Origin of the sequence: Paenibacillus sp. (assembly GCF_048976745.1) — a bacterium.
Taxonomy (GTDB): domain Bacteria; phylum Bacillota; class Bacilli; order Paenibacillales; family Paenibacillaceae; genus Paenibacillus.
On the sequence record NZ_JBHGUU010000023.1, the window covers coordinates 128,938 to 144,634 of the forward strand.

The following is a 15,697-nucleotide window of genomic DNA, read 5'->3' on the forward strand; positions in this document are numbered from 1 at the left end:
GTCAAGTAAGGGCGATCCCGAGGTTCACCCGACTCCCTTTTTGAATTCATGGTGAGGATTTAATTATTGAACTGGGGTTCTGTTCGGAGCAAATAGTTACCCCTAACCTCTGCAGCCCAATATGCAAAGACCTCTCTCCATTGAACACTGTTAAAGAAATCCTCTACGGATTGATTTTCGGAATCCCAATCCACAAATATGTTGAGAGGTGTAATTCCTCCAGCCCAAATGCCATTACTGACGTCAGTTCCCGTCTCTCGAACCAATAAGATTGGAATTCCAAATTGAAAAGCCATGGCAGGCTCGATTTGAGAAAAAGTAGATCCTTCCCAGAACGGCGTGCTCGTTGGTGGACCACCCACATTGGATTGAAGAATTTGAACAAAAAATCGTTGAAAGTTGATGGCGAGCAAGCCATAGCTTGAAAAAACCAAGCGCCGTATATTCGTCAGGATATTTTCCGGATATTGTTCGCTTACGGGCAATGTGCGGGGGAAGAGCAATGCATCTTCAATTTCTGCAATAAGACGGTTGAGGAATTGTCCTTGCAGGTCATTTACCGTGTTGGTTGTACTCAAAAAGATCGGAATACGAAAAGCCCGATCTACGCATTCATTGATAGCCGAGGATGTATCCTTTTCATTATGGATGGGTTTGGGATTTGAGGAGGAAGTCCTTGCGTTACCGCGGACGGGTGGGAGTTCAGATATAATGCTCACGGGAGAAAGCTTTTTCATGGGAATTTGCTGAGTCTTAACCTTATTCTTTGTATTACTCAATGTTCACATCTCCAATGCATAAGAATCTGGCTTTTATTTAGTCCCAGTCTATGCATTAGCCCATATTGTGTTACCGATTGCCCCAATATAATGCCGACGGTGACGTAATCGGTAGTCCATTAAGAATTTTTCCTGCTTGTATCAAAAAAACGGCATAGGGCTTGTACCCATACCGTTTTGGAATGACTTCTTATCCTATCTTGTCTTTGAGCGTATCTCACTAAATGCTGCTAGTGCAAATTACTCGTTTCTCTGAGGAGAACTCTCGTAAAACTTACCGTCCCGCAACTGATCCACGAATCCTTGTAACCAGACGTAATATTGCTCTGCGTGTTGGAGTTTGTGCAGATCACGCAGTGCATCATCTCGATCTTCAGAAGAGATATGCTCCGAAAGAATCATTGCGGACAGGTCAGGAATGACCTCACGAATGCCTTCTAACATGACATCAACTTCCCGTTGGAGCTTGGCTCCAAAGAAATTCTGAAATGTACGATAAAAGTTGGTCTCTGCCAGATACTGATCCTGGCGGTCCTTCTTCTCCTCCAGTTTGTAGATCATCTGTGACTCTGTAAGTGACCGAACCGCATAGCTCATGTTGCTCTTGCTCATATTCATCGAGGTCTTCATCTCTTCAAGTGTCATCGGTCGATCTTCAAAATACATGATGCCGTATAATTTGCCAAACGTATGATTCACCCCATACAGATCCATCGTATTAGCGATGGCCTCAATGACTCTCTCCCTCAGCACATGCCGATCAGGTAACGAAGAATGATTCGGGTTCCCGGCAGTTTCTTTTCCCACAATGTCACCTCTGGTTTATGATAGCGTTCCCACTAGCTGCCTCATATTTTACATGACTTGCTCCAATTTTAACATAAGCCGGAATTAGAATTTTCAATACGAGTGTACAATTAATTTTGTACAGAAGAAGTATAAAGCTGATTATACTCAAAAAATCCCAATCATTAAAGAAAAATTGGACAGTAAGGAGTGGGGGATTTGCGTTTAAAACTATGGAGGGAGTCTGAGGCAGTCCTATTCACGCTGCCAGCTCTAATCCCATTGCTGATCTTCTGGCTGGGACCTCTGGGATATATCGTTTATCTCAGTTTCACCGATTGGGACTTCATGAGCCCGGACAAGCTGTTCGTTGGTTTGGACAATTACAGTTATCTGCTGACAAACTCTGAATTCTATCGATCACTGAAAGTCACCTTGTTATTCGGACTGGGCAGTGTAATCCCGACCATTGTGGGCGGATTGGCGCTTGCGATGCTCATGAATAGCAAGATCAAATCATCGGGCATCTTCCGAACATTACTCTTCTCACCTTGGGTCACCCCGACAGTTGCGGTATCCATTGCCTGGTCCTGGATCTTCGAGCCCGAAGTTGGACTCGCTAATCTTATGCTGGGCTTGGCGGGTGTATCTCCGATTGGCTGGTTGCGTGACGCGGACTGGGCTCTGGTTGCCGTTCTGATCGTCACCCTCTGGAAGTCGATTGGGTGGGCGATGGTATTTTATCTCGTTGCATTACGAAATCTGCCGTCCGATCTGCTCGAAGCAGCTTCGATTGATGGAGCCAACGGTTGGGACAAGTTCAGAAGTATCACGCTGCCGCTGATCTCCCCAACAACATTCTTTCTCTCGATTATTCTTACCATCCAGTCCCTGCAAGCCTATGACCAGATTAACGTCATGACGCAAGGTGGACCAGCGGGATCAACGAGAACATTGCTGTACATGTATTACCAGTCTGCCTTCGAATCCTTTAATGTAGGTGAAGCTTCGTCCATCGCCGTTGTGATTATTCTGATCTGCGTGCTGCTGTCGGGTGTATCCTTCCTGCTTGGCAGACGTCTGGTTCACTACTAATGACAATGACATTGCCTACCAAAAAGTCTAAACGGATGAAGCGCAAGGAGTTGCAGAACATGTCACAACCGAATTTTAAAATAAGTAAATTAATCCGCTATCTGCTGTTAGCCGTTATCGCGCTAGGTACAGCCTTTCCCTTCTATTGGATGGTCATTAGTGGGTTCAAAACCAATGATGAGATCTGGCAGTTCCCGCCGACCTTCTGGCCGGAGACATTCCTGTGGAGCAACTATGTGGATGCCTGGAATGCGGCACCATTTGCCCGTTACATCCTGAACAGTACCGGGGTGGCCTTAGCCATCTGTCTATTTCAGATCGTTAACTCCAGTATGATGGCGTACGCCCTGACACACATGAAATTTCGTCTCAAAGGTGCACTAACATCCCTGATTCTGGTGGGTTATATGATACCAAGTACAGCCGTGTATCTGCCTAGTTACCTGGTACTAAGCGAACTTAATCTGCTGGATTCCTACACAGGCTTGATTGTATCCAACTGTGTCAGCGTGTTCTCGATCTTTCTGATCCGGCAGGCGTTCATGCAGGTATCTCATGAATTGGTGGAAGCCGGACAGCTGGATGGAGCATCCCACTTCCGGATTCTCTGGACGATTATCACGCCGCTTGTTCGCTCAAGCTTCGCCGTGATGGTACTGATTACGTTTATTGAACAGTACAACAACTATTTCTGGCCTATGCTCATCACCAAAGACCCTGACTTACAGCTGGTATCGGCGGGTCTGCGCAGCTTCTTTGTAGAAGGCGGGGCATATGGACTGGCTTGGCCACAGATTATGGCTGCGAGTGCCTTTAGCATCGCCCCCCTGCTTATTCTCTTCTTGTTCACCCAGAAGACGATCATGCAGAGCGTGAATATCACGGCTGGGGTGAACAAGAACTGATATGAACTACCATTCACCTAAAACGGGAGGAACGACAATGAACTGGAGTCAAGCAAGCATGACATGGAAAAAGAGATTGAGGTTGAACTGGAAGAGTGGCATGTCGCTGGTACTTGCGGCCAGCTTTGCTCTACTGACCGCTTGTGGAACACAAGCACCCGCAGAATCAGACACGACAGCTGCTGCCAGTGGAACCGAGGTTCAGGCAAAAGATCCGGTGGAGATTGAGTTCTGGTATGGTCTGGGTGGTAATCTGGGCGATAACATGAAAAAAACGATTGACGCGTTCAACGCCTCACAGAACGAAGTGGTTGTGAAAGGAATTGTACAAGCAGATTACACGGAGACGGAACAGAAGCTGCAAGCAGCGATTGCTTCCAAGAATGTTCCCGCCGCGGTACTCAGCTCCAATATAGACTGGGCACGCAAAGGATATTATGCACCCATGGATGAGATGATTGCTGCTGATCCGAATTTTAAGAAAGACGATTTCATCCAGACATTCTTGAACCAGGGACAGGTGGATGGAAAGCAATACTTTTTACCAATGTATGGTACAACCCAGATCATGTATTACCGCATGGATACGTTCAAGGAGAACGGAATCGACCCAGCCAGTCTGACGACATGGGAGAAGCTGGCTGAGGCAGCGGCGAAGATGAGCAAGCAAGAGAATGGCAAGACCACCTTCTACGGTTGGGAACCGATGTGGGGTAGAGACAATATGATTGATGCCGTGCTGGGTAAGGGCGGACAGATTCTTAGCGACGATGGCAAAACCGTCATGATTGACTCCCCGGAATGGATCGAGACATGGGAATTGTTCCGTAAATGGATTAACGAAGACAAGATTATGGGCATTCATTATGGAGGCCAGGGCTGGGAGTACTGGTACAAAACGATTGATGATGTGATGAAAAATAAAGCAGCAGGTTACACCGGATCTAGTGGTGACCAAGGTGACTTGGACTTTAGCATAGTCGCTGCAATGCAACAACCAGGCTGGGAAGGCATTGGTGAAGGAAAACCGGTAGCGAGTGCCATATCGGCAGGTATTCCGTCAGCGGCAAGTCCAGAGCAACAGCAGGCAGCATACAAATGGCTTACGTATTTCTCTGAAACCTCGAACACAGCTTCATGGTCCATGAACACCGGATATATTGCAGTACGTCAGTCGGCTCAACAAGATCCAGAGTTCATGAAATTCAGTGAGGAAAATCCGCAGATTACTGTACCACTGCAACAGGCAGCACACGCTTCGGCTCCATTCCAGGATCCAACGGGAGGCAAGATCAATGATGCATTGAAAGATGCAGCTGATCAGGTACAGATCAATAATATGCCAGCGGAACAAGCGCTGAAGGAAGCAAAAGAGAAAGCACAGAAGGAACTGGATCGTGTAACGAAATAACGATATCGACAAGAACTGTTTCCAAGAGACTCGTTCGTGAACCTGAACGGATTGTAAACATAACGCATCACTAATCACTATAAGTAACTCAAGCGAAAGGGGCGGGGCGGTACATGCTGTACCGTCCTTTCCGTTCATAAAGATTGCAGACAAGGAGTTTGACCAATGCAAGATGAAACGTATGTAGACGGATTACCCAATCTGATTGAAGCCGTTTTGTTCGACAAGGACGGGACATTACTTAATTTTACGGGCATGTGGGGGTTCTGGACCGATTGTGTGTTGAACGACTTCAGAGACCAGTTGGCGACGAGGGGACTTCGTATCAATACAGATGAACTTCCACAGATCTGGGGTACATTCCACGATGACCAAGGCCGAATGAATGGGTATGACGTGCGAGGGCCGCTTGCGATGGGCACCATGGATGAAGTGTATGCCGTGCTGACGTGGCATGGATATCGTGCGGGTCTCAGCTGGGCGGAAGCCAAGATCATGGTTCGGGAGTGTTTGGCGCTAGCAGAGGAAGAGATGGAGAAGCATCGTCCGGCACGTCCGTTACCAGGAGTTCAAGAATTCCTTGAACAGTGCCGTAGCAAAGGTGTAATTATGGGCGTAGTGACAGCAGATGATACACCTAGTGCAGTCAAACACTTACAGTGGATGGGGCTGGATTCTTTCTTTGACGTGGTGATTGGCACAGATCTGGTGAAGCGAGGGAAACCATTTCCCGATATGCTTCTGCTTGCCTGTGAGCGGTTAGGTGTGTCTGTACAACATACTGTGGTTATTGGAGATACGGACGGAGACATGGAGATGGCACGAACCGCTGGCGCGGGGTGCAGGATTGGGATTGGAGAACCGGGAAGAATCCGCCTGGCGGACAGAACGATTCAATCGTTCCATGAACTGCTGAATGGTGGGCTGAATCGATGACGAACAGTCACGCCTACTTGGGCTGGGTATTGTTGGTACTTGCCATCGGGCTGGAGCTTAGTGCTACCATTTTGCTAAAAGTATCGGATGGATTCTCACGGTTATGGCCGTCAGTGATGATGTTTGTCTGTTATGGCGCAAGTTTTACTTTTCTTAATTTTGCCGTGAAGTATATGCCGCTTGCTGTGGCCTATGCGATCTGGTCTGGCGTGGGCATTACACTTATTGGCGTTGTGGGACATTACTTTTTTGGTGAACGTCTGCGGCTCACGTCGATGGTATGGATCGGTTTTATTCTGATTGGCATTATTGGACTGAAATGGAGTGATTCTTGATGAAAAATGAACATACAACGGAGCAACCTATTGCCAGCTTCCAGGTCATTACGGATACACATGTGCGAGATGAGGCAGACCATATTCATAACCGGCATCTAAACCAGGCATTAGCCGATATAGCTACATTCAGTCAGGGAAGCAGCGGAATTATGCATGTGGGTGATGTGACGGACAGGGGGCTGCCAAGCGAATACCGTGAGTTGCAACGGATATGGAAGCAACATGCGGATCGCTTGCCGGACATCCGGTACACGGTAGGTAATCATGATATTGGAGCCGTGGTATGGCAAGATCCACCGATCATTTTGCTTGATCTGACAGAGGGCGAAGTAGCTGAGTTATTGGAGCAGGAAGCAGAAATGGAGCTGGTAACAAAACAAACCGCTGCTGAATCAGCTGCACTGATTGAGCAACTATCCGGCGGGACATATACGTTGTCGGCTGCACCTCCGGAGCAGGAGGGTCAGGATGAGGGACCGATCTCTTCAGGAGTCGACCCCATTACAGTCGCCGGGTTATGGCAACGTCGATTGAGTGATTTTGAAGCGATAACCGGCATGAAGGGCTCTTACCACGATCACTGGATTGATGGTTATCATTATATTTTCCTGGGCACCGAGCAACCTCACCCGAAGGATTGTGATATGTCGGCCGAACAATTGGATTGGCTGGATGGGAAACTGTCTGAGCATGCAACGCCAGATCATCCCATCTTCCTGTTCTTGCACCAGCCACTCATGGATACGGTAGCAGGATCGCTGAAGGAACAAGGCTGGTATGGTGTGAATCAGGATGCGGAACTTAAAGAGGTTCTGGCCAAATACCCGCAAACGATCCTCTTCTCGGGTCACACCCATTGGCAACTGGAGGCACAGCATACGATGTACGATGGTGCAGGCCAGATGCCAACCATGTTTAATGCGTCCTCTGTAGGTTATCTCTGGACAGATGAGGATGAGCATCTGGAGGGCAGTGAAGGACTTCATGTAGAGATTTATAAGGATCGGGTGGTTGTGAAGGGACGGGACTTTGTCGCGGGCAAATGGATCGAGGGTGTTGAGTTTACGGTGCATTTTCCTGTAAAAGGGTAGTTAAATACAGATATTAGTTGAGAAAATTGAATAGGACTATCGAGACATTCTCGATAGTCCTGACGAGTCGCTCAGAAGGGCGGCTCTTTTATTAACTTTATTTAGTCCAAAAATCCATTTTTTCTAAGAGCCATTGTAGTGCTGACTTTTGCTCCGTTATAACATGAGCTTCGGTTTGCATACCTGATTTGATCTGCTCCTGTTGACCAAGGGCATCTTTTAGTTGTATTGATTCAAGTGTAGCTTCCACAACATAATAACTAGAACCATCTTGGGGATTTACTAAAGCGTCGCTACTAATGGAACCTATTTTGCCAAGGACAGAACCGTACTCTTCCCGGGGAAAGGCGGTAAAATGAAAGCGCACAGGATCTCCTTCATGTATACGTCCAATGTCTTGGTGGCTCATAGCAATTTGAATAGAATAGATCGTATTATTTACCGGAACCACATCCATGACTTGTAGCCCTTCCTGGATAAGCTGTCCTTCACCTACTTCATTAATTGTATTGATTACACCTGAAATCGGTGCTGTGACCGTATAATTATCCAGATTAGAACGGATCGTATTGATTTGGCTATTAAGTTCTTTCTTCTGAGTTCTTAATTCGTCAATACTTCCTTGTAACTGTACATACAGGTCAGATTCTTGTTTTTTCAGTGTTTGTTTTTGCTCCAGTGCATCTTCCAGCTCGGACTGTATCGTGTACCGAAATTCACTTTGATTAGTCTCCATTTGCAACTTGGTCGTCTTCAGCTTTTCTTTGGCTGAAGCAGTAGTGAGTTCATCACCGTTAAAGATAGCTCGTTTATAATCTTCCTGGATTTGTGTTTCTGTCAAAATATTTTGAGAAGCCTTCAAACTATAGTTTTCGTATCTTTCGTAATCAACGGAACCGGAAGGTAGATAATTTCTTCCATAGTTAAGACTTTTGAGAAGGAGACGTTTATTTGCAATGGTTTTATCCGTCTCGACCTGATCAGCATTCACTTTGGTAATATCCAATTCCAACTTGTTCTGGACCGGATTATCATTAGCAAGTAGAGCACTGGCTGTCTTGTTCGACTTCATCGTCCCATTACCTGATGAAAGTGATGTAGAGAGTTGTTCAAGACCAGCCAAGCGTTGCTCTGCTTCTTTGTAATCGGTTTGTAAACGAGTCTTGTCAACTTGGAGGGTTCCTGTCTGAATAGAAAAGAGCTTATCACCGGCCTGAACTCGTTGTCCTTGTTGTACATATATTTTGGAGACACTTCCTGTAGCCTTGTTAACAATTTTCGATATCTTCTCGTTAGGTTTAACTACTCCCGAAGCTTTAACAACGACATCAATCTGAGCTTTCCAGCTCCAGATAAAAGCAATGACTAATATTAACGTAAGTATTAAAAGAAACCAGCTAATAAATGCAGGTGATTTCTTTTCCAGCATTTCTCTGCTATCTATCATTTCTTCAGGATTCAGAAGTTTAAGACTCATACCATCGCCTCCGAGTGTTCCAACTTAGGCAGAGTACGATTCTCTTCTTGTGCAGTTTCCGTATCTATTCCAGGTAACTGATCTTTCCAAAGCTCGAAATATCTCCCCCGCTGTTGTAGCAGTTGATCATGTGTTCCGGCCGCTACTACAGTACCTTTGTCCATTACAAAGATGCGATCACAACGCATAACCGTACTCAAGCGGTGAGCAATAATAATCATCGTCATATCATCCAGACCGTGTATCGTATCCGATACGGCTTTTTCCGTAGTAGTATCTAAATTACTGGTTGCCTCATCCAAAATCAAAATGTCAGGTTTGGTAAGTAATGCGCGTGCCAAAGCCAAGCGTTGACGTTGTCCTCCTGATAGATTGGATGCATTCTCTTCAAGATTTGTCTGATACCTCATAGGCAATTGATTAATAAAATCATGAGCACTTGCTTGCTTTGTTGCTTCAATGATATCATCCATTTCAATCTCGGATGTTGCTCCGATGGCAAGGTTATCTCTAATGGTTCCGCTGAAGAAAAATGTCTGTTGTGGGATATAACTTATTTTCTGTCGAAGCGACTCGATAGATATGTCTTTTATATTATTTTCAGAAATCAATAGTTCTCCCTTTTCGGCCTCATAGAAACGAAGTAATAGTTTAACGAGAGTTGTCTTACCAGAACCACTCTCTCCTACCAGCGCAACTTTCTCTCCTCTTTCAACATGTAGATCAACACCATTCAGGATGGATTGTCTTGTTCCATATCGGAAATGCACATCTTTGAAGTCGATAGATCCCTTTAGTGTTTTTGGTTTAATATTACGTTCATCTGACTCCTTTTTTTCAGGTTCGAGATCCATAATTTCAGTTAGCCGATCTGCAGCGACAACAGCCGTTTGAAGTGAAGATTGCAGGTTGATCAGGTTTAAAATCGGATTGATAAAGTATGCAAGCAAAGCATTAAATGTAATAAGTTGCCCCATGGTTAGTTGTCCCTTTAAGACTTCGTTAGCTCCAATCCAAAGGATAACAATCCCGCTGACGCCTTGAAGAGTCCCTTTTAAAGTAGACTGAAGATTGTTGGAGTACCCAAACTTGAAAAGAGTACGTAGTAATTTAATGAATTTCTTTTCAGTTTCCAAATTAGCTTCTCTTTCAGCCTGATAAGCTTTGAGGGTCTCAATGCCATTGACTGATTCGACGATATATGAAGTAAGCATTGCGTTCTGTTCCATCTGTTCCCGATTTTGTCTCTCAAATGTACGATGAAATCCCCAAACAATAAGTGCGTATAGTGGTATCATAATCGCCGTTATGCCAAAGAGGAAGGAGTTCTGAGTATACAAGATGATCCCACCTGCTATCACCATTAGAGAATCAATCATAATGGTTAGAGCAGCACTTGATATAGCGTCTCTAACTTTGGATGCGTCCAGAAGTCGTGAGATAATTTCACCTGTTTTACGGGTTTCGAAGAAAGAGAGAGGTAATCTCAATACATGGTAGTAGTATCCAAGTATTAAAGAAATATCGAGTTTTTGGCTTAAATACAATAATAAGTGACTTCTAAAAGCATTTAATAATGTTTGCAACAATGTTAGAACAATGACACCAATTGAAATCCATTGCAAAGTCTGCTCTAACCTATAAGGAACAATGGAATCTAGTAAAAACTTGAAGTAAAATGCACCTAGGATTCCTAGGGCCGTATATAGCAATGACGCAAAGAAGATCCCCAGCAACATGCGTTTCTGTGGGAGCAATAGGGTGAAGAAACGTGATAAAGCACCCTGCGTTTCATCTCTCTTCTGAAATTGTGCAGTTGGTACCATGAAAATCAGAATGCCTGTCCAAATCTTGAAAAACTCTTCAGGACTATAACTTACAATTCCTTTTGCTGGGTCAGCTATAATTACTTTTTTCTTTGTGATTTTATGTATAACTACGTAATGGAGAAGCTTCTGATCAATAACTACATGGGCGATACAAGGAAGTGGGAATTCACTGAAGAAAGCTTCCGGGTTTCCTTTGACTCCTTTTGCGGAGAAGCCCATTTGTTCTGCTGCTTTTATGATACCTAATGCATTGGTACCCTGTTTATCAGTACCGGCAACCTCACGTATACGAGTGAGAGGGGTTTTTAGACCATGATGGCGAGAAATAGTTGCTAAGCATGCTGCACCACAGTCTTTTTGGTCATATTGTTTTTGAATAGTATATCTTTTGAATAACGACATGCTGACCTCCAAGAATAGTTAATCATGAATTTGATATTTCTTAGTAAATTAGAAGTTCTATTAGTTCTAAAGAAGTCCGTATATTCTCGTCGATATTAAACATATTTAATTGGAATGAACTAATTTTTTTAATTGTATTATTTTGGAGATATATTTCATCTTTTACTAAGAGTATTAAAGTGAATATATAGAATATTCTAGAATATAGGGAGAGTATATATCCAATAGTAGATATAGAATATAAATTCACTAATTATATAATTTATATGTGAATTAATACTGGATTTAGTTTGATAACCATTAAAATATCGCTTAACAGGGAGTTTTAGTGATTATTTAATAGTCAATATCGACTAAATGTAATTAAGTTTTAATTTAACAAATAATTTTTAAAAAGGAGTTTTTTACACATGAATAATGACTTTACTCAAATGTCTCTGTCTGATTTGGAAGATATTAATGGCGGAGGAATTATGGAAGATCTAGGTAAGTCTGTAGGGTATGGTATTGGCTACGTTGCTCAAGGTGCTGTAGAAGGAGTTAAAGGTATAGGTTCAGCAGTTAAAGAATTTGTTAATCCGTGGAACTATATCAATTACGCAACTGGCGGTAGAAGATAATTTAAGAACAGATAGGAGGTAAATATAAATGAGTACACAATTCACGGAACTTAGTGCTGCAGAAATGTTACAAACAGATGGTGGCGGTTGGCTTTCCGATTTACTTGATACGGCAGAAAAAGCAAGTAAAAACACCTTTTTACGAGGTGTAGCAGTTATAGAGCCAATTTGGGATTTCTCAAAAGGATTAACAAGCGGTATTGCTGATGGATGGAATAAAAGATAATTAGTAATAAAGTAGCCTGATTACATATAATGTATGTAATCAGGCTACTACTATAAAAGGTGGACTAGAGGGAATGCATTCAGGCAAAGATTATAACCTGAAAGAAGTCGCTATTAAAATAGGATTGATACTATCACTTCCAGCGGTTCTTTCCATTATTTCATTGACAATACTGAAAGCTTGGGGTGATACAAATGTAGATGATTCATTTGTATTTATAATTTTTCAAGTGATATCATATGCAACTTTTCTTTCATTAAATAAAAGATTTAGATGTTTCATAAATGGAATGTTGAATCTAAAAGTTAATAAAAAACGCACGGTAATCTATGTTATAGCTGGGCTAGTGTTGTTTTCGATATCCTCAATTTTTCTCTTGGGATTTGGCATTGGATCGGATGAGAGTCAGAGAGAAAATTTAAATTTAGATCAGCTAAGTCAAGCTGTGAATTTGCAAAATATAATTATGACTTTGGCAATCATCATCATCATTCCTTTCTACGAGGAGTTACTATTTAGAGGTTTACTTTTCACAACCATATATAATAGGTATGGTTCCGCCTGGTCAATAATAATTTCTTCTTTAATTTTTGGTTTTTTGCACAGTGACTTATTTGTTTTGACTACAATCTATGGGTTCGTATTCAATTATATATTTCTTAAAACTAAATCATTGATTCCAAGTATAATACTTCATATGATTTGGAATACATTAGTTGTACTATTGTGAGTTCTCACGAACATAGTATCAAGGAGAAAAAAATGAAAAATAGAAGTTATTACGGATTTTTTATATTGTCAATTCCACTAATAAATCTTGTATATGTTTCTTTGAAAGAAAAAAAGTTGGCTGTTTTTTCTTTGATTGCATTCTTAGTTATAATTTTATTTATTCTTATAGAATTTATAAAGCTCAGAAAATCCAGAAAATAATCAGTGGGTTGTAAGTCAGGATCCTTGTGAACAAAGTTTATTGTTTAGCTAGGAACAAGCACTCCTATTAAAACAAGGGAATTGTAGAGTGTTCTCCAGAAATAGGGAGGTGCTGTTTCCCAAAGAAGGAATAAATAAAGAAACCTGCTTAACTGATAGTCAAAAGCAGGTTTTGAATTATAATTTTCATTTAATTAAAATATATTCCGAAATTTTCTGGTTAAAAAAGACTTTTCAATAACTAAGCTTGATAAAACTTTTGTATAAAGCCTCCACGATCATTAACACTACATTTCATATAGATTTTCTTCACAAAATTCCTAACTGTTCCCTCAGTGATCCTCAATTTTTCACTTATATATAGTGCTCCTTTGTTCTGTAACCACAATGTAGCCACTTCACATTCTCTATTGGTAAATCCGTATGTATTGAATAAAGCTTGTACTCGATTTTGATTATTCAATTTTTTTTCTAGTTCGAATTCAATATAAGACACAATGGAGGAAACTAGAGCAAATATACTATCGTAAACAAATGGCGTTGAACGAGAGAAGTTCAGAAAGGCTATAGTTTTTCCTTGAACTTTAATTGGGCTGCATAGACATAGCCATTCTTTGAAGGGAACCAGTTGATGTTCGTCACCTTTAAGGAATATATTTTCTTCAGTTTCTAAAGCAATAGAAATTGCATTAACACCTCCTGATTCCATTGCCATTGAACTTCCTAAGCTAACGACTAATGGTCTAAGTCCACTATGGAGAGATTCTTCTCCGATAATATCCAGGATAATTCCTTCTGAATCCGCCAGAAAAAAGAGATGTGAATAAAAAAGTTGTCCCTGTAACATACCTACTTTAAATTTAAAAAGGTCTAATATTTCTTTATTTAGGTATAGCCTTTCTTTTAACTCACTATGAGAAATTTGCATTTTAAGTTCTGTAGTTACATTTGCTTTATAGTCTGCTTGCCATTCCAGCCATTGTTTTGGAGAGAAAGAAGACTTTGAACTCCAATTTTGTGGTATTACCAGAGGATCTTTAATTAAATTCATATTTCTCATCCTTAATCAGTAGTTAGTAAACCATAACTATATGGCGAAATTTCCTTTTAGTCAAATTACCTACTTATTAGTAATTTTTTGGACAAAAAATAATATCTAGACACAGGCTAAATTCCATAAATAATTATATAAAGTTCCACGTGAAACGTTGCGGGACAGGTTGGGGATGGGTAAAGTTGTAAATAGGTATGCCTACAAACTATACTCAAATAAGTACACATGATATGCACGTACTTGTTAATTTAACCTATTTTACGGAGAGGAAGTAGAAGCGGCATGAGAGAACTTCAGGTTCAAACGAAATATGGTACGGTTCAAGGCGAGCTTTTGCACGATGCAAGCGTATGGAAAGGCATTCCTTATGCGAAACCCCCGGTAGGTGAGTTGCGTTTCAAAGCTCCGGTACAACCTGAGTCATGGGATGGAATCAGACAGGCAACGCAATTTGGGCCTGAGAATATACAACCTCGAAATCATCAACCTGAAGGCCTGACAGAACTGCCGAATGAGTCAGAAGATAGTCTGTATCTAAACATCTGGGCGCCGAAGGAAAAGGAAGCAGCACGACTGCCGGTTATGGTATGGATTCACGGCGGTTCCTTTGTATCCGGTTCAGGTAGCCAGCCGATGTATGATGGTACACAGTTAGCGGTTCGGGGGGACGTCATCGTTGTGACGATCAACTACCGACTAGGACCTTTGGGTTTCCTTCATATGGCTCCATTAGGTGATTCATATGTATCCAATGCAGGTCTGCTGGATCAGGTTGCGGCATTACAGTGGGTGAAGGATAATATCTCTGCTTTTGGTGGTGACCCGGATCAAGTTACGGTGTTCGGTGAATCAGCAGGCAGCATGAGTATTGCAGCACTGATGGCGATGCCATCGGCTAAGGGACTCTTCCAACGTGCCATTATGGAGAGTGGTGCTTCCCAGTTGATGCCCGCAGAGCAAGCCTCAGCGTTGCGAGAAGGGATGTTAAAGATCCTTGGGGTGGATCGGGATAACCTGCAGAAGCTAAATACAATTCCTGTAGAGCAGATTATTGCAGCGGGTGAAACGGTCAAACAGCAGAGCGGGGTAGGTATGGCATTATTGTTCCAACCGGTATTGGATGGGCATACACTACCACAGGTGCCACTTCAGGCGGTGAGCGAAGGTTCAGCGCAGGACATTCCGGTGCTGATTGGTACGACACTGCACGAGGGTGCACTATTCATCCAGCCGCATGTGCCTTATTCAAAAGAGATCGACATGGTTCAGGGCGTAGACTTTATGACGCCAGATCTGGAGAACCGGGTAGCCATCGCGGATCGTTATCCCAAAACGGCAGATGGACAAGCCCAAGTCATGACCGATATGTTCTTCTGGCGGTCAGCGCTGCAATATGCTGCTGCACAACAGAAATATGCCCCGGTGTGGATGTATCGATTTGATTGGGTGATGCCGGAACATCCCCTGTTACAAAGAGCGATTCACAGCATTGAAATGTTCTTTGTGTTTAATACCCTGCATGTCCTCAAATTCATGAATGCGGAGCCGGACGAAGCTGCGGCGGCACTTGCCCTCAAGGTACAGGATGCCTGGATTTCCTTTGCCAAGCAAGGCAAACCTGAAGTTGCAGGTGTGAACTGGCCAGAATACGAGCAGAATCGTGCAACACTAATCTTCAACCATGAGATTGAGGTTGTGCATGATCCGGATGCGGCCAAGCGAGAGCTGTTGGGTTTATAATACAATCCGATTATTGTGTATGTGTTACCCTGGATAATTGCTAAGAGTCCAAACCAAAGAGGACGTTCATTCTCA

General features: G+C 42.7%; 15 protein-coding genes. 10 read left to right on the forward strand and 5 right to left on the reverse strand.

Features of this window, described 5'->3' with window-relative positions:
- Positions 1 to 59: 59 nt before the first annotated feature.
- Together ACE3K2_RS24985 and ACE3K2_RS24990 are read right to left on the reverse strand one after the other, a co-directional pair.
- The gene (locus ACE3K2_RS24985) at positions 60 to 779 is read right to left on the reverse strand and encodes a hypothetical protein (RefSeq protein WP_421896383.1); all 720 of its coding nucleotides are present in this window, start codon (positions 777 to 779) and stop codon (positions 60 to 62) included.
- 240 nt (positions 780 to 1,019) lie between these two features.
- A complete protein-coding gene (locus ACE3K2_RS24990) occupies positions 1,020 to 1,586 on the reverse strand; it encodes a GbsR/MarR family transcriptional regulator (protein WP_421896386.1) in 567 nt (188 codons plus the stop codon).
- 198 nt (positions 1,587 to 1,784) lie between these two features.
- Between ACE3K2_RS24990 and ACE3K2_RS24995 the strand changes: the two genes are divergently transcribed.
- From ACE3K2_RS24995 to ACE3K2_RS25020, 6 genes are all read left to right on the forward strand, one after another.
- Positions 1,785 to 2,660, forward strand: coding sequence for a carbohydrate ABC transporter permease (locus ACE3K2_RS24995; protein ID WP_421896390.1), 876 nt, complete (start codon positions 1,785 to 1,787; stop codon positions 2,658 to 2,660).
- A gap of 59 nt (positions 2,661 to 2,719) precedes the next feature.
- A complete protein-coding gene (locus ACE3K2_RS25000; protein WP_421896393.1) occupies positions 2,720 to 3,565 on the forward strand; it encodes a carbohydrate ABC transporter permease in 846 nt (281 codons plus the stop codon).
- Positions 3,566 to 3,602: 37 nt separating this feature from the next.
- Complete coding sequence (locus tag ACE3K2_RS25005) at positions 3,603 to 4,976, forward strand: ABC transporter substrate-binding protein (RefSeq protein ID WP_421896396.1); 1,374 nt, start codon at positions 3,603 to 3,605, stop codon at positions 4,974 to 4,976.
- A gap of 165 nt (positions 4,977 to 5,141) precedes the next feature.
- Positions 5,142 to 5,912 (forward strand): HAD family hydrolase, encoded by a 771-nt coding sequence (locus ACE3K2_RS25010; RefSeq protein WP_421896399.1) that lies wholly within the window; start codon positions 5,142 to 5,144, stop codon positions 5,910 to 5,912.
- Positions 5,909 to 6,247 carry a DMT family transporter gene (locus tag ACE3K2_RS25015; protein WP_421896402.1) on the forward strand — a complete coding sequence of 113 codons (339 nt, stop codon included), beginning with the start codon at positions 5,909 to 5,911 and terminating at the stop codon, positions 6,245 to 6,247. The genes ACE3K2_RS25010 and ACE3K2_RS25015 overlap by 4 nt, the downstream gene beginning before the upstream one ends.
- On the forward strand, positions 6,247 to 7,341 hold the full coding sequence (locus tag ACE3K2_RS25020) for a metallophosphoesterase family protein (RefSeq protein WP_421896405.1): 1,095 nt from the start codon (positions 6,247 to 6,249) through the stop codon (positions 7,339 to 7,341). The genes ACE3K2_RS25015 and ACE3K2_RS25020 overlap by 1 nt, the downstream gene beginning before the upstream one ends.
- A 97-nt stretch (positions 7,342 to 7,438) precedes the next feature.
- On the opposite strand, the gene ACE3K2_RS25025 is transcribed toward ACE3K2_RS25020, so the two are convergent.
- Positions 7,439 to 8,818 (reverse strand): HlyD family efflux transporter periplasmic adaptor subunit, encoded by a 1,380-nt coding sequence (locus tag ACE3K2_RS25025; RefSeq protein WP_421896408.1) that lies wholly within the window; start codon positions 8,816 to 8,818, stop codon positions 7,439 to 7,441.
- Complete coding sequence (locus ACE3K2_RS25030) at positions 8,815 to 11,049, reverse strand: peptidase domain-containing ABC transporter (protein WP_421896411.1); 2,235 nt, start codon at positions 11,047 to 11,049, stop codon at positions 8,815 to 8,817. The genes ACE3K2_RS25025 and ACE3K2_RS25030 overlap by 4 nt, the downstream gene beginning before the upstream one ends.
- 410 nt (positions 11,050 to 11,459) lie before the next feature.
- Here ACE3K2_RS25030 and ACE3K2_RS25035 point away from each other — a divergent pair, with 410 nt between their 5' ends.
- The 3 genes from ACE3K2_RS25035 (at position 11,460) to ACE3K2_RS25045 (ending at position 12,625) form a co-directional block, all read left to right on the forward strand.
- Positions 11,460 to 11,669, forward strand: a complete 210-nt coding sequence (locus ACE3K2_RS25035; RefSeq protein ID WP_047840930.1) for a hypothetical protein — start codon at positions 11,460 to 11,462, stop codon at positions 11,667 to 11,669.
- A 28-nt stretch (positions 11,670 to 11,697) separates the two neighbouring features.
- Entirely contained in the window at positions 11,698 to 11,895 is a 198-nt protein-coding gene (locus ACE3K2_RS25040) for a hypothetical protein (RefSeq protein ID WP_421896414.1), read from the forward strand.
- A 73-nt stretch (positions 11,896 to 11,968) separates the two neighbouring features.
- Positions 11,969 to 12,625, forward strand: a complete 657-nt coding sequence (locus ACE3K2_RS25045; protein WP_421896417.1) for a CPBP family intramembrane glutamic endopeptidase — start codon at positions 11,969 to 11,971, stop codon at positions 12,623 to 12,625.
- Between the two features lie 444 nt (positions 12,626 to 13,069).
- On the opposite strand, the gene ACE3K2_RS25050 is transcribed toward ACE3K2_RS25045, so the two are convergent.
- Complete coding sequence (locus ACE3K2_RS25050) at positions 13,070 to 13,879, reverse strand: LuxR C-terminal-related transcriptional regulator (RefSeq protein WP_421896420.1); 810 nt, start codon at positions 13,877 to 13,879, stop codon at positions 13,070 to 13,072.
- Between the two features lie 285 nt (positions 13,880 to 14,164).
- Here ACE3K2_RS25050 and ACE3K2_RS25055 point away from each other — a divergent pair, with 285 nt between their 5' ends.
- Positions 14,165 to 15,622, forward strand: coding sequence for a carboxylesterase/lipase family protein (locus ACE3K2_RS25055; protein ID WP_421896423.1), 1,458 nt, complete (start codon positions 14,165 to 14,167; stop codon positions 15,620 to 15,622).
- The last annotated feature ends 75 nt before the right edge of the window (positions 15,623 to 15,697 follow it).

Bases quoted from the DNA above. Each gene is read 5' to 3' on its own strand.
- ACE3K2_RS25005 (WP_421896396.1), top strand. From the start codon at position 3,603: ATGAACTGGAGTCAAGCAAGCATGACATGGAAAAAGAGATTGAGGTTG.
- ACE3K2_RS25000 (WP_421896393.1), top strand. From the start codon at position 2,720: ATGTCACAACCGAATTTTAAAATAAGTAAATTAATCCGCTATCTGCTG.
- ACE3K2_RS25055 (WP_421896423.1), top strand. From the start codon at position 14,165: ATGAGAGAACTTCAGGTTCAAACGAAATATGGTACGGTTCAAGGCGAG.
- ACE3K2_RS25050 (WP_421896420.1), bottom strand. From the start codon at position 13,879: ATGAATTTAATTAAAGATCCTCTGGTAATACCACAAAATTGGAGTTCA.
- ACE3K2_RS25045 (WP_421896417.1), top strand. From the start codon at position 11,969: ATGCATTCAGGCAAAGATTATAACCTGAAAGAAGTCGCTATTAAAATA.
- ACE3K2_RS25035 (WP_047840930.1), top strand. From the start codon at position 11,460: ATGAATAATGACTTTACTCAAATGTCTCTGTCTGATTTGGAAGATATT.
- ACE3K2_RS25030 (WP_421896411.1), bottom strand. From the start codon at position 11,049: ATGTCGTTATTCAAAAGATATACTATTCAAAAACAATATGACCAAAAA.
- ACE3K2_RS25020 (WP_421896405.1), top strand. From the start codon at position 6,247: ATGAAAAATGAACATACAACGGAGCAACCTATTGCCAGCTTCCAGGTC.
- ACE3K2_RS25025 (WP_421896408.1), bottom strand. From the start codon at position 8,818: ATGAGTCTTAAACTTCTGAATCCTGAAGAAATGATAGATAGCAGAGAA.
- ACE3K2_RS25040 (WP_421896414.1), top strand. From the start codon at position 11,698: ATGAGTACACAATTCACGGAACTTAGTGCTGCAGAAATGTTACAAACA.
- ACE3K2_RS25010 (WP_421896399.1), top strand. From the start codon at position 5,142: ATGCAAGATGAAACGTATGTAGACGGATTACCCAATCTGATTGAAGCC.
- ACE3K2_RS25015 (WP_421896402.1), top strand. From the start codon at position 5,909: ATGACGAACAGTCACGCCTACTTGGGCTGGGTATTGTTGGTACTTGCC.